Annotated in this window: 15 protein-coding genes and 1 pseudogene; 2 read left to right on the forward strand and 14 right to left on the reverse strand. The window is 31.0% G+C overall.

What is annotated here, in order from left to right; translation table 11 throughout:
* Both BUB90_RS23910 and BUB90_RS04875 read left to right on the forward strand, forming a co-directional pair.
* Positions 1 to 178, forward strand: a pseudogene (locus tag BUB90_RS23910) (IS110 family transposase); the annotation flags it as partial.
* A gap of 127 nt (positions 179 to 305) precedes the next feature.
* The gene (locus BUB90_RS04875; RefSeq protein WP_073283878.1) at positions 306 to 851 is read left to right on the forward strand and encodes a hypothetical protein; all 546 of its coding nucleotides are present in this window, start codon (positions 306 to 308) and stop codon (positions 849 to 851) included.
* Between the two features lie 295 nt (positions 852 to 1146).
* Here the strand turns inward: BUB90_RS04875 and BUB90_RS04880 are convergent, their stop codons facing one another.
* The 14 genes from BUB90_RS04880 to BUB90_RS24525 all read right to left on the reverse strand — a co-directional run bounded on the left by BUB90_RS04880 (position 1147) and on the right by BUB90_RS24525 (position 13128).
* Complete coding sequence (locus BUB90_RS04880; protein WP_073283881.1) at positions 1147 to 1782, reverse strand: rolling circle replication-associated protein; 636 nt, start codon at positions 1780 to 1782, stop codon at positions 1147 to 1149.
* A 150-nt stretch (positions 1783 to 1932) separates the two neighbouring features.
* Positions 1933 to 2775: a zonular occludens toxin domain-containing protein gene (locus tag BUB90_RS04885; protein ID WP_073283884.1), complete on the reverse strand. Its 843-nt coding sequence runs from the start codon at positions 2773 to 2775 to the stop codon at positions 1933 to 1935.
* A gap of 19 nt (positions 2776 to 2794) precedes the next feature.
* Positions 2795 to 3040, reverse strand: coding sequence for a hypothetical protein (locus BUB90_RS04890; RefSeq protein WP_073283887.1), 246 nt, complete (start codon positions 3038 to 3040; stop codon positions 2795 to 2797).
* 1 nt (position 3041) lies between these two features.
* Entirely contained in the window at positions 3042 to 5015 is a 1974-nt protein-coding gene (locus tag BUB90_RS04895) for a hypothetical protein (protein ID WP_073283891.1), read from the reverse strand.
* Complete coding sequence (locus BUB90_RS23405) at positions 5005 to 5148, reverse strand: hypothetical protein (protein ID WP_170865437.1); 144 nt, start codon at positions 5146 to 5148, stop codon at positions 5005 to 5007. The genes BUB90_RS04895 and BUB90_RS23405 overlap by 11 nt, the downstream gene beginning before the upstream one ends.
* A gap of 63 nt (positions 5149 to 5211) precedes the next feature.
* Positions 5212 to 5358 carry a hypothetical protein gene (locus tag BUB90_RS23410; RefSeq protein ID WP_170865438.1) on the reverse strand — a complete coding sequence of 49 codons (147 nt, stop codon included), beginning with the start codon at positions 5356 to 5358 and terminating at the stop codon, positions 5212 to 5214.
* Between the two features lie 482 nt (positions 5359 to 5840).
* The gene (locus BUB90_RS04900) at positions 5841 to 6104 is read right to left on the reverse strand and encodes a hypothetical protein (protein ID WP_073283894.1); all 264 of its coding nucleotides are present in this window, start codon (positions 6102 to 6104) and stop codon (positions 5841 to 5843) included.
* A 448-nt stretch (positions 6105 to 6552) separates the two neighbouring features.
* Positions 6553 to 7386, reverse strand: a complete 834-nt coding sequence (locus BUB90_RS04905) for a TrmH family RNA methyltransferase (protein ID WP_073283899.1) — start codon at positions 7384 to 7386, stop codon at positions 6553 to 6555.
* An 872-nt stretch (positions 7387 to 8258) separates the two neighbouring features.
* Positions 8259 to 9089 carry a formylglycine-generating enzyme family protein gene (locus BUB90_RS04910; protein ID WP_073283902.1) on the reverse strand — a complete coding sequence of 277 codons (831 nt, stop codon included), beginning with the start codon at positions 9087 to 9089 and terminating at the stop codon, positions 8259 to 8261.
* 181 nt (positions 9090 to 9270) lie between these two features.
* Positions 9271 to 9909, reverse strand: coding sequence for a glycoside hydrolase family 11 protein (locus BUB90_RS04915; protein ID WP_073283905.1), 639 nt, complete (start codon positions 9907 to 9909; stop codon positions 9271 to 9273).
* A 512-nt stretch (positions 9910 to 10421) separates the two neighbouring features.
* On the reverse strand, positions 10422 to 10841 hold the full coding sequence (locus BUB90_RS04920) for an arsenate reductase/protein-tyrosine-phosphatase family protein (RefSeq protein ID WP_073283909.1): 420 nt from the start codon (positions 10839 to 10841) through the stop codon (positions 10422 to 10424).
* 55 nt (positions 10842 to 10896) lie between these two features.
* Complete coding sequence (arsD, locus tag BUB90_RS04925) at positions 10897 to 11271, reverse strand: arsenite efflux transporter metallochaperone ArsD (protein WP_073283912.1); 375 nt, start codon at positions 11269 to 11271, stop codon at positions 10897 to 10899.
* Positions 11272 to 11300: 29 nt separating this feature from the next.
* Complete coding sequence (gene arsB / locus BUB90_RS04930) at positions 11301 to 12347, reverse strand: ACR3 family arsenite efflux transporter (protein ID WP_073283915.1); 1047 nt, start codon at positions 12345 to 12347, stop codon at positions 11301 to 11303.
* Positions 12348 to 12372: 25 nt separating this feature from the next.
* A complete protein-coding gene (locus BUB90_RS24525) occupies positions 12373 to 13128 on the reverse strand; it encodes an ArsA-related P-loop ATPase (RefSeq protein WP_334292882.1) in 756 nt (251 codons plus the stop codon).
* Positions 13129 to 13205: the final 77 nt, after the last annotated feature.

Raw genomic sequence — 13205 nt, forward strand, 5'->3', positions numbered from 1 at the left:
AAAAGCTTGTTATGAAGTAATGCAATGTTTAAAGATGCATAAACCACAAGATGATCCTGTCTATCTTTTTATGATCAAGAAAGAAGAAGAAGGAAAACCTTTAAATGTTGCTAAAATGGCAGCCATAAACAAGTTTCTTCGCATCTATTACGCTAGAGTAATGGAACTCTACAAATAGCTAATTACTATATTTTACATTTCTTCTCCTGTAAATGAGGTCTATTAAAGTTACCCTTTTTTACTACATAAATACTTCAAAAAAGTACTTGACTTTTATTAGCAAGGTTTATAAGGGGTATTGAAGAGTGAAAAAAGAAGAGGACTGGAAAGAGTACTGGAGAAAGAATTCACCGACAATACAAAAGATGAGAAAAGAAGCTAGAAATACAAAAATATTCGTTTTTATGTCAGTTACATTTCTTGCATTCATAATAATATTTATTGCAATTAAGAAACCGAATTTAGATATACTTGACAATAACAAGATTGTTAATAACGGAGCTATTACATTTAGGGATAATCTATTTATATCTGCTATTGAAGATATAACAGAATTATATGATGAAGATACATTAGATTACAATAAAATTGATAAAGCTATTAAACAAGTCAGTTTGATTTCAGTTAGTTCGATTTTTGAAGATTTATACATATGTACAGTTGATGAATTGGAACTCTTAAATCCAATAAACCCAATTAATAATAACTATGATGAATTAGAAAATAGAAATAATTACGCTATATTTGCAAATGGTTTTTTTGATAACCTCGAGAATGTTTTATTAGAGAATAACAAAGAATATACAAGAAAAGATAATAGAATAGAATATAAATATAGAATGAATTATTAATGTAAATAGAAGAGTAGAAGAAAGGGAACTGTATTAGCCCCCTTTTATTGGTTTACTTATTTCTAGATATGTGATTAGTTGTTCGTAGTTACTAACATTTACTTTTACATCTTTTCTATAAGTAATTCGTTTTTCCCTTTTCTTAAGAAATTCTAGTATTTCACTTTCTTGCAGAAAGTAGTATGTTTTTTTCGGTAAGTCTAAGTTTTGACTAGGATAGTAGCGCCTATATCCCTTTGTCCTTAAGGTTAAATCTTTTGTTATGTATTTAGTTATATAACTAGATGCCCTTGCGCTATCTTGTATAGGGAGTAGCCGTAGTAAATCCCAATTTGTAACTTTTAAAATTGAATATTGGTATTCCACTATCTGTAAACATTTCTTTGTTAGTGTGAGGATCAATTGCCCTAGTAAATTTTATATCACCAGTATTGGAAATAAGTCCATGAAAATGCCATGCAGGAGTAGTTTCTCCTTTTTTTAAGGTATGTAATTCTGGAACTAATAAGTATTTTAAGTTTGGTGCATACTTACGCTTTGTATTATCTAACCATTTACGTACTGCTTGTGAAACAACTTTATAATCATACCTATCAATCTTATCTTTATTAAATGTTAAGGTAATAAAGTAATCCCATTCGTTAGAGCGTGCATAATTGTATAACATTGTCTTTGACCTATTTGTACTACTAATAACAGAACGTCGTTTTCTTGCTATTATTTCATCTATACTAAGCACCTCAATATTGTCAACCTCATCAGCGAATGTGCCCCACGGTGTTTGTTGATGTATTCTTATTTTTTCATCAATCGCATCCGATTGTAGTCTTAATTTTTCACCACTCATATATTGTCGTTCTGTTACTGGAGTACCATATATTCTGTATTGAGTACCATCTAGAAACTCTATTTTTTGTAAATTATATGCCATAATTCAAAATCCCCCAATCCTAAATTATTAAATATAAAACCCTTAAAAACAAAAAAGTAGGGAGTTATGTTGTTATTGTCAAGTAAGCAATTCTTGAAACATAAAAGTAGCAAGCTACTTTTTTATGTTTTCAAGAATTACATTTCATAACTAATTGTTACTCAATATATTTGTTTCTTTAAAACCATCTTTACCAAGAGTATGTATAACCTTATATGTATCATAGCATTCCCTAATTTCTTTTTTATGAACGAAGTGATATATACCACGATACTTGTAACTCTTAACATTCCCTTCTGAATCATAAACAGGCTTATCTATACGTACAACAGTAAAACAACCCAAGAATGTAAATGGTCGATAGACTAAAGTAACTTGTTCTCTAATAGCTTTATTTACCCTTGTAAACACTTGAGCACTACAGACTATTACACGTCTATTTTTTCTATTTTGTGTGCAGACCTCTAACATTTGTGGTGGAAGTTGATTTTTACCCGACATAAACCAATTTTGTATTTCATCTATACCAACTATTACACCTTGTTTACCATTAGTATAATCAATTAACTTATGCCAAGTATCCAATTCATCATCTTGTGTATCATAGTCAAAATTCGTTACTGTTTTAGCCAAAGGGCATTTTTCTTGTAAACGTTTCATAAATTCACACATTGCAATACTTTTTCCACTACCTTGTTCGCCACAGAACATATGAATCCCTTGAAAAGGAAAATAGTTTTCCTCTTTAGTTACTAAATCAAGTGCATATCTATAAGGTAAGTCAATGAATAAACTATGTAATAAACCAGTTCGTTTAATTGTTTTACTAATTTGCTTATTTATTTTGTATCCATGTTTAACAAAATATTTTTTTACTACAAATACTGATAAAATAAGGTATAAAGTATATATCATAATTGGAATAGCAATATACCATAACATTTTACATAAACTTAACAACAAACTTGCTATAACGCTTATTATAGACAACATAATTATATCTCCTTTATTATTACAAAATAGGTAGTAACTGCCATATAGTTTTTATAACACTTACAATTATTCGGAATATCATAAGTGAAATTATTATTCCAAACATAATCAAAATTGTATTCATAGGTAATAAATAAGCAACAGAGCTAACAATACTTAAGAATGTATTAAATCCCGTTCCAAATCCTATTTCAACACTAGGTAAAAATTCAAACAATACATTTGCTAAACCAAATATAAAATCAAATAATCCATTAATTATCATATTAATCACCTTTACCTTGTTTATTATTATACTCGTCGATTTTAGCATCAGCATAAGTCATAGCAGAATAGCCAGCAATTATACCAGGCAATTTGATAAACATGCGCCATATAAATATAACCCATAATGCAGCACTCAAAATAATATCAGTAGTTGGTTTATACCTTTTAAACCAAACTAAATCCATTAATACATAATTATTAATTCCATACTTATTGCTTTCATCTAAACTACCTAGTTTTACAATTGGTGGAGCAGTACCAGTCAAGGCACTATCAAAACCTTTTACTATTTTTATAATTCCGTCAGCAAAAGAAAACTTAGTCCTTAATTGCAATACTTTAGCATCTAAATAACCATCACTTGGTACGAATAAAGATATTAGCAATTCTCTAAATCCACTTATAAGTCCTTCTATCAAACCAAGTAAAAATTCTAGAATATCACCAAGTACACTCCCTATGCCTGTTATAGCACTTATTACTCCAGTACCTAATAATTCCAATATCCATTCAAGAATATTACCAATTGATTTAAAGCCATCAACAACACCACTTAATATGTTACCGCAGATTTCACCAATCCATTCAATTAGACCAGTTAGTCCAAGAGCATTTATAATAGCACCAATACCGCTAACAATACTATCACCCAATGAAGTTAAATGTTTATTAAACCATTCAAACAATCGGTCTAACCATGAAAGGTCGTTTTCAATAGGTGGATTACCAGTTGTATCCCTATCAAGAACAGGATTAATAACTTTATCACGAATTATACTATCAGAATTATCTATAGTTCTACCATTTTCAGTATCTTTAACAGATCCCGAATTAACGTATTCCGCTAAATCGTCAACATTATCCAAAGAAGTTATAGGCGGTATTACAACTTTTTCATCTTCTTTAACCCTAACCCCGTCTTTAGGATATGGCATATATGTATCTATTGTCATACTATTCAAACAAGATATAGGCAGACTATAATATCTACTAGCTACCTCATTTACGTAACGTTCCCAATTCAAAGATGTATGATTTGGAAATGACAAATCTGAAAGCCTAATATAATCAGCATTACCAACTACCATTAATCCATTACCAACAACACTTACTCCACTTTTCCAAAATTCAAACGGATTATTCGTCATTTCAGATGATTTAATAGTTGTACCACCATAAGCATTACTATTAAACCAACAATAATTATTTACGCTTCCTAATTTCTCACCATTATACATAAAGACATCATAAAATAATTGCTTAGAATCACCTGTTAGATTTTCTTGCCTACATGTTGCAAAAAGTGGGTATTGAGAGAATGCCATTACATATCCTCTTTTATTTTCATCAATAGAAGTACTTCCATAACCACCCGCAGTAGGAAATAGGACATAATATGGGTACGTTTTAGATAGTTCCAAAACATTCATATTAGGATTATAAGCTTTAATCGATGTAAATGCAGTTTTAAGCAATTCTAATTGAATTTGATTCATTGTTTTACCAGTTAATGTATCACTATTCAAATACGACTTAAGCTTAGGATTATTTCGTATCATTTCATTCATACTATTGATGGAATTATAAGTGTCCTCTCCAACATTGCTAACTTTCATTGTATTATTATCAATAGTAATAGCACTTGATAATTCTTTTAACTGTGTTTTCGATAATGAATCTACTAGGCTCTTAGCATAACCTTGACTCAATTTATACATAGCACCAGAAGCTAATTCAAATTGATTTCCATTCTTATTAGTTACAGATATCCAATTTCCATCATTCTCATTTTTCTTTTCGTATATATCTTCCACAGCAACTCCTGAAGCAATACTTGCAAGAACAAGATAATTCACTACTTCAACACCAATTACAATAGCTATTTCAACACCAGTAGCTTGCGATTTTTTGGGATTAATAGTACCAGTAAGCATACAAATTATCAAAATCATAACAAGAATTTTATTTCTCATCCGAATACCTCACATTTTTATCCATAGATTCATCATTAAACATATAACAATCACGATTTATATAATCAGTAATATACAGAAGAACTTCAATAAATGTTATAGCGAATAGTACAAATATTAATACATAAAACATAAAATACCCCCTTTCATGTATAAAAAAAAGGAAGTAAGCTAATAGCCTACTTCCTGCCAGCTACTAAGCTGAATGTAAGACACCTTGTAAAAATGAAATAGCCTTTCTTAAGCCAATAAAACTAATCATAGCCGGCATAAGAATCGGTAGCAATTCCTTAACTTGATCCAAAACACCATTTACCATTGAAGCTGTAATTATTTCACCCATAGTGATACCTCTTTTCTTATATTTTTATATGTAAGCCTTTTTTGGCATTTACAACTTTACCATGTTACAATCAGAAAAATATTCTCAAAAATTTATACAAAAAATATATAAAAACAATACATATTCCTATCATAAGTATGCTAAATATAGCATTTAGATATAAATTATTACTTTCCATTAGTCTAATTACTTCAATTGCAGAACCACTTGCAACTTCAACATTTTCTATATTTTCCATAATAAACACCTACCCATTAACAGAGCAGTGAGAGAGTAAGTAAATATAAAGAGATTCAATCCTTCTAATAATAAATAAACAAACGAGTACACTTATTTATTTATATTTAAACCCGCAAGCGGATTGCAACGCTTTACAAACTTAAAATCTCAACAACTCTATAAAACACTTAATATTCAAAATCGAGCACTAATGGGCGCAAGGCCCATGTAACTAAAGTGTAAGAAATCGACAAATGTTGCATTTACGCAGTTTTAACCTGTTTTGCATTACTTACAGTTAAAAGGGAAATGTAAGTTCTGTCTTTATTTACAGTAATGTCTAAGTCAACGTCAACTGGTGTCATTTTTGGTATATCCTTAATATTTAAATATGTATCATAGTCGACATAAACTTTAGTTACATCGACATCTTGTAAAAGAGATACAACATAGTAAGGTTTTGAACCTTCCTTTGATGATTGATTTGCAATAGCACCTAAAAAATCGAATTTTCCACTTAATTTCATGTAATTTACCTCATTTCTTTGATTTTTAATTTTATTTATAATATAATTGTTAGCGTGGGAAAACATATATGAATTTTACATAATGATTTCGTTAAACCTGAGTTTAGCGAATAGATAAGTATAAATTATAATGTGTATAATTATCTCTTCCTCTGTTGTTGGGACACAAATCTGGTAACATCAAGGACATAAAACTGGTAAAATGATGCCTCTCTGCTGTTTAAGACTTTCTATCAAAATAAAAAAGTGATATAAAAATGGTAAATTGTCGCAATACGGACACAAAAATTGTTATATGTTGTTATCTCAAATTAATTTGTGTATCGCATGAAAAAATACTTATAGTAAAGGGAAAGCATAAGCTAGCTTCCCTTTACTTATTACTAATTAAATTACTTTCTAATTCATTATTTCTGTCTGCTACATACGGAATCATTATATTCCATTATTATTCTCCAAAATAAAGATATCTTTGTCTTGATGCTTCATAAAACATAACGGTTGCAGCGCAACCAACATTAAAGGATGAGGCATAAGAAGATTCTGCCATCGGAATGGTTGCTAAAAGGTCACAACAGTCTTTAAAAGTATTGCACAAGCCATCTGTTTCATTTCCTATCATGAATAAAACAGGACCTGACAAATCCAAATCGTAAATAGGGTGTTCTTTATGAGCGGTGGTTCCTATTGTGTTAAAAGTTGGATATCGTCTATGCATACCTGCTATAAAATCCAAAACTTTTTGAGTTTCAGGAACTCTGACTATCTGCATGTTAAAAAACGAACCCATAGATGAAACTACTACATCAGTGTCGTACAAATCTACAGCATGTCCTGTTAAGATAAGACACTCCACCCCCAATGCATCACAAGAACGGATAATTGTTCCTAGATTACCTTTATTCGAGGGTCTGTCGAATAATGCTATCATAGGATTATTTGATAATACTAATGAGTCCAAATTATCGACTCTCATACCAATAATAGCCATAATTTCTGATGTTACTTCTTTTCCACTAAGCTCTTTCATTAGTACTTCACTAAGAATATAGTTTATCTCGGTGGATGTACTGCTGATAATTCCTTTTGCCCAATCTGAAAGATTAATATTATCAACATAGAGAATAGATTTGATATTCCATCCTTTTTTTACTGCTTCATTTATATTACGTACACCTTCTACAAGAAATTCTTGATACTTATAACGTTTATTTCTGTTACTTTTTAATACTTCAAATTTTTGATATGTAGCATTTTTTGTTACGACTTTTTCTGTTTTCATAGTTTCTTTTACCCTCCAGCTAAAATATTTGAATATATGTAAAAAAATCTTACTTAATCTTATGCAGATACCTTTAAGTTACTATCACTTATGAAGTCCTTAATACCAAGATTGCGGTATTCATAGAGAAATTTATAATGTAATGTTGATACTTTCATGTTTTTTTAATGTTACATCTCTTTCAAAATAAAATCCGTGTCCTTTTTTATGACACAAATTTGGTAACATATTGTTTTATGGCAACAAAAAAACCGCTTATTTAGGCGGTTTTTTACTCTCTATATATTACGATATTTGTGTCCCTCGACAGTTGTTTTGTCCATTGAAAGAAATCTTCGGGAATGTCGTAATTAACCCACAAACAACTGGATTTTATAGATATTTGTGGGTTAATTATATTATCAGTCGGTAAATATCTGATAATCATCGTTTAACTTATTGGTTTCACTGGACACTTGTTGATGTGTCCAATGAAGCCAAAGTTATGGAATTCTAGTTATTAACTACCTATCTCTCCAAAAAGATTCATTCTAATTACAATAATTTAAACAAATCTTAGGAAATACAGATAAAATGAATGTAAACTTAGGGTTTCTTTGTAAGTTCATATTTATCATTGTTTTTATAAAGATATTTCATGTGATTTTCTCATTTTGCATATTTATCTTTCATAAGTGTTATAGCTTTATGAACCAAAATACTAAATTTATAACCATAGTCTGTTTCATTGGGTAATAATATATCGTTTATGTATTTGATAAGTTTAGGATTTCATCGTCTGGATTAAGTTGGGTCAACTTTCTATCATTAAGCAAAAAAATCACGACATGAATACTGTTCGTGATTTTTTTGTTATTACTTGAATCTTTCCATTACTTATTTCTACATACACGAAATCCTTGGTCAGATCCTATACCATTCGGGTCGAACTTACCACTATAAGAGATTTCACAGCAGATTACATCTCCGATCCAACCGCCGCCCTTACACACTCGAAAATAACCACTATCGTAAACGTCGTCTTGAAACCAGTCCCAACACCATTCTCTTACATTCCCTGACATATCATAGATTCCTAACTCATTTGGTTTTTTTTCACCAACGGGTTTCGTATTGTTATTGTTATTCTCGATGGCAGCCCAGGTCCAATCTCCTGATAAGTAGGTATCTCCAGCATTTCTCCAATACCAGGCCACTTCGTCTGCGTTATTATCACCACTATATCTATTATTTTTACTCAGTTGTCCTCCACTTGCAGCATATTCCCATTCTGCTTGAGTAGGTAATCGATAACCATTGGCTTCTTCATTCATGGTTACAATCCATTTGATATTATCTACTTCATTTATATTATCTGGATCTTTCAGATTTTTATCTATGTTGTAATAGGGTTCTAAGCCCTCTTTTTCACTTCTTTTGTTACAGTACTCAATGCAATCATACCAACTCACTGTGTCTACTGGAAGATTATTACCTGTAAAATTAGAAGGATTACTTCCCATTACATCAATCCATTCTTGTTGGGTGACTTCATACTTACCAATATAAAAGTCTGTTATTGATATGCCGTCTTTATAATAATCGGATTCTGTGTTTATATAAGTTCCGCCTTCAACTAGCATAAAGCGATCAGCTTTATCGTTAGAACAAGCACAAATGAAAACTACAATTGACAATAAGAGTGAAACTAATAGTTTTTTCATTTACTTATCTCCTTTAAAATAACTCTTCTGTATAGTTATATTGCTATTGTATGTAGGTAAGTATTTTGATGATAAAACAGACTAAAGTCTCAAGGCTGGTTAGTCTTTCTACACATTACAAAATTATATCGAGCAGTTCGGATGACTGCTTATTACCCAATAACAATTAACTTATGAATTGTCACCACACAGTTACATTGGCATAGCCACTGCTTTGATATCCTTCTACGCATAACGCTTGATAAGACCAACTACTACCAAGATTCATACCAACATTCCTCCATGCATTTACATGGTTATTAAAAGTAATCTGTACGTTACTTCCGGTTGCCCTTTTTGACTGTCTAACACTCCAATATTGTGTGAATGTTTGAGTGCCATCAATAGAAGGTGCGTTGTATCTCGTAGCTGTATAGATATCATAAGTACCACCATCACTAGACATGGAACCTTTATAAGTTCCAGTAGGTCTATAAGTACCCCAGCTATCAACAACGTAATATTCTATTAGCGAATTACGTGTCCAACCATAGAATGTTAAATATCCATTTCCAGACGGATTAAAAGCACCAGCATTATAGTTCACAACCCTACTAGCATTCCCTGTAGTCCAACCTTTACCAACAACAAAATTCCCACAATTGGACCAGTTTACACTGTAATTACCATTGCTTCCATTGGTAGAAGTTACTGTACCACCCCCATCCGTCCAGTTTTGCCAATAATCTACAGCTGCTGAAGCAGATACCGGAATAAAACATGAAAAAATCATTACCATTGCACACAATACTGCGAGCTTCTTTTTGTTAAACTGAAACATAAAATACCTCCTAAGAATGTTAAATTTATTATTCATACTTACCTACATACGATTTTAACTTCTAATACTTCTATAGTTTGCTTTTAGGGGTTATAGTATAAATGATCCTTTCGATCGTATATTTTATGATTTGTAATTTTTGAGAGTGTTCTTCTGTATATTCATTCAACATACTCATTCAACAATGTTCACTAAATATTATGAACTTATTCACAATATACTGATTAGTTATAACATATATTTCTATTTCATTATATAACCATTTTCAGTTAATATCTTATTGTATATTGCTATCTATAAATCAATTATTGCTAATGTTCAATAATATAAAAAAGTAAGCCTCTATAGACAATATTTATGAGCTTTACCTTTCTTAGGCTTTTACTAAGTACTTTGTCAGATTCTGCAACATATAAACCACTAAGCCATCTCTATAAGAAACACTTTATACATATAAAAAGGTACTTAGTTTTGTATAAACTAAATACCTTTTAACGGTTGATTTATTTAAACTAACTTATTCTTGACTTTAATTCTATAATCTTGTCTTCGATTATTTGAATTATTTTAATAAACTCTTCATCACTTTTACCGGTAGGATCATCTAAGCCCCAATCTTCACGATATTTACAAGGCAACATTGGACAATCCACATTACATCCCATAGTGATTACTACATCTGGACTAGGAATATCATCAATTAATTTATTGTACTGTTTTTCTTCCATATCAATACTATATTGTTGCTTTATCAATCTTACGGCATCAGGATTAATATGGTCTTTTAGATGAGTACCAGCAGAATAGCTATCAAATACATCGCTAGCAAAAAGATTTCCTAGAGCCTCAGCAATTTGGCTTCTGCACGAATTGTGAACACATACGAACGCAACCTTTGGTTTTTTATTATCATTTAATATAATTTTATTCATTATTATTGTAGTTCCTTCCTAATCGCTTTTATCTATAAAATTGTATTTCCATTATTTAACAGAAACAACCGCCGCCGGAGCAACCACAATCTCCACTCTTTTTTGGTTCTTCTTCTGAAGAAATAAAAGTAATTCCAAACAAAGACATTAGTTCGTCACTGGTAGGATAACCAGATTTCTTAATAATTTTATTATTAACCATAGTAACAGGTAACACTTTAATACCTTCTTTGTTAAGTATTTCTTTGATTTGTATGTTTTGAACGAAAGCATTCGGTGCAGAGGATAAATTATAACGTTCAACTTCTATCCCTTGTTTTTTTAGTGTATTGATTATAGTTGATATCCTTAATAGTTCAGGATCCACACCAACTCCACATAACCCCGTATCACAACACATAGCTGGTTCGAAAATAGTTAATTTACTCATATTCATTCTCCATTCTTATTATTTTGTTATTATATAAACCACTTTTTAGTACTGTTAGCAAACTTAACAAGTAACAACATAACTGGAACTTCTACTAATACCCCAACAATTGTTGCCAAAGCAACTGGTGATGTTGCACCAAATAATGCAATGGCCACAGCCACAGACAATTCAAAGAAGTTGGATGCACCGATCATACCTGCAGGAGCTGCGACATCATGAGGTAACTTCAATAATTTTGAAGCGATATAAGCAATAAAGAATATGAAAACTGTCTGTATAATTAAAGGAACTGCAATAAGTACAATATGTGTAGGATTTTTTAAAATAATTTCACCTTGGAATGAAAATATGATAATCAAGGTTAATAAAAGTCCTATTATAGTAGTATTATTGAATTTTGGTATAAAAGTATTTTTAAAGTACTCTTCTCCTCTTTTCTTAATTACTATCATTCTAGTGAAGATACCTCCTACCAGAGGAATTACAACAAATAGTATTACGGATAAAATCAAGGTATCCCATGGAACTGATACATTAGATACTCCTAAGAGAAACTTTACGATAGGAACAAATGCAACTAAGATAATCAAATCGTTGGTTGCTACTTGAACTACCGTATATGCAGGGTTACCTTTGGTTAAATGGCTCCACACGAATACCATGGCTGTACAAGGGGCTGCTCCAAGTAAAACTGCGCCAGATAAGTAATCTTTAGCAAGTTCAGGCGAAATTAAATTACCAAATATAATATAGAAAAACAGGTATGCGATACCAAACATGGTAAATGGTTTAATTAACCAGTTAGTAACCCATGTTACGAACAAGCCTTTTGGATTACGTCCAACGTCTTTTATACTTTTAAAGTCCACTTTCATCATCATCGGATAAATCATTAACCATATTAAAATAGCGATTGGTATAGAGACGTTTGCATATTCAAATTGTCCTAGTAAACTTGGTATTTTAGGCAAATATTTACCAATCAGTATACCAATAATCATACAAAGGATTACCCAGATTGATAAATAGCGTTCGAAGAAACTGATTCCACTAGAATTGTTGTTAGTTTCCATAGTTTTATATCTCCTATCCTCTTTTTTATAAGTAAAGAGCTTTTAAGTTAGAGCCTTTTACATCGTCTTTTGCCCATTCTGTTATTGCAACTTTTCCTTTCGTATGATCATAAACTTTATTAATCCATACGATTTCATTATTTGCCTTTGCTTTTAATAACGAATTATCTGTTTTGGCTTTGTATAGGGAAGCGTTAATTATCCACCAACCACAATGGATATTCGCTCTGTTTAAGTCCTCTTCTAATCGTAAGGCTTCATAAACTGGTGTAGTTTCAGGTAGAGTAACAATTATTACACATGTTTCATGTTCATTACGTAGTCTAGGTAATAGTTTTTTAACAGATTCAGGGGTATCTCCCATTGTTCGTTGTACTTCTTTATGATAACTTTGGGTCGAATCAAGTAATAATAAAGTATGGCCCGTTGGTGCAGTATCAATAACAACCACTTCGTTTTCGCATCGATCTACGATAGAAGCAAATTCTCTAAATACAGCAATTTCTTGTGTACAAGGAGATCTTAAATCTTCCTCGATATATGCAATATCCTCTTCGTTTAAATTATTAGCACGAGCTTTCAATAAGACGGTTTCCTTATAGTCAGATAAAACTTTCTGTTCATCAATATGACTTAAGGTGATATTCTCCTGTTCGCTTATTACAAAATTAAGATGTGCTGCAGGATCTGTAGTAGATAGATGTACTTTAACACCTTTTTCTGCTAAACCAAGAGCAATTGCAGCTGCTATTGTAGTTTTTCCAACTCCACCTTTTCCCATTGTAAAGATTACTTTTTTCTTAGATTGATATAATTCATCAATAATATTTTGTAGATTTAAAAAATCATCATGTTTAA

Source organism: Anaerosporobacter mobilis DSM 15930 (genome assembly GCF_900142955.1).
Lineage (GTDB): Bacteria > Bacillota > Clostridia > Lachnospirales > Lachnospiraceae > Anaerosporobacter > Anaerosporobacter mobilis.

Bases quoted from the DNA above. Each gene is read 5' to 3' on its own strand.
- BUB90_RS04880 (WP_073283881.1), bottom strand. From the start codon at position 1,782: ATGGCATATAATTTACAAAAAATAGAGTTTCTAGATGGTACTCAATAC.
- BUB90_RS04885 (WP_073283884.1), bottom strand. From the start codon at position 2,775: ATGTTGTCTATAATAAGCGTTATAGCAAGTTTGTTGTTAAGTTTATGT.
- BUB90_RS04890 (WP_073283887.1), bottom strand. From the start codon at position 3,040: ATGATAATTAATGGATTATTTGATTTTATATTTGGTTTAGCAAATGTA.
- BUB90_RS04895 (WP_073283891.1), bottom strand. From the start codon at position 5,015: ATGAGAAATAAAATTCTTGTTATGATTTTGATAATTTGTATGCTTACT.
- BUB90_RS23405 (WP_170865437.1), bottom strand. From the start codon at position 5,148: ATGTTTTATGTATTAATATTTGTACTATTCGCTATAACATTTATTGAA.
- BUB90_RS23410 (WP_170865438.1), bottom strand. From the start codon at position 5,358: ATGGGTGAAATAATTACAGCTTCAATGGTAAATGGTGTTTTGGATCAA.
- BUB90_RS04900 (WP_073283894.1), bottom strand. From the start codon at position 6,104: ATGAAATTAAGTGGAAAATTCGATTTTTTAGGTGCTATTGCAAATCAA.
- BUB90_RS04905 (WP_073283899.1), bottom strand. From the start codon at position 7,386: ATGAAAACAGAAAAAGTCGTAACAAAAAATGCTACATATCAAAAATTT.
- BUB90_RS04910 (WP_073283902.1), bottom strand. From the start codon at position 9,089: ATGAAAAAACTATTAGTTTCACTCTTATTGTCAATTGTAGTTTTCATT.
- BUB90_RS04915 (WP_073283905.1), bottom strand. From the start codon at position 9,909: ATGTTTCAGTTTAACAAAAAGAAGCTCGCAGTATTGTGTGCAATGGTA.
- BUB90_RS04920 (WP_073283909.1), bottom strand. From the start codon at position 10,841: ATGAATAAAATTATATTAAATGATAATAAAAAACCAAAGGTTGCGTTC.
- arsD (WP_073283912.1), bottom strand. From the start codon at position 11,271: ATGAGTAAATTAACTATTTTCGAACCAGCTATGTGTTGTGATACGGGG.
- arsB (WP_073283915.1), bottom strand. From the start codon at position 12,347: ATGGAAACTAACAACAATTCTAGTGGAATCAGTTTCTTCGAACGCTAT.
- BUB90_RS24525 (WP_334292882.1), bottom strand. From the start codon at position 13,128: ATGGGAAAAGGTGGAGTTGGAAAAACTACAATAGCAGCTGCAATTGCT.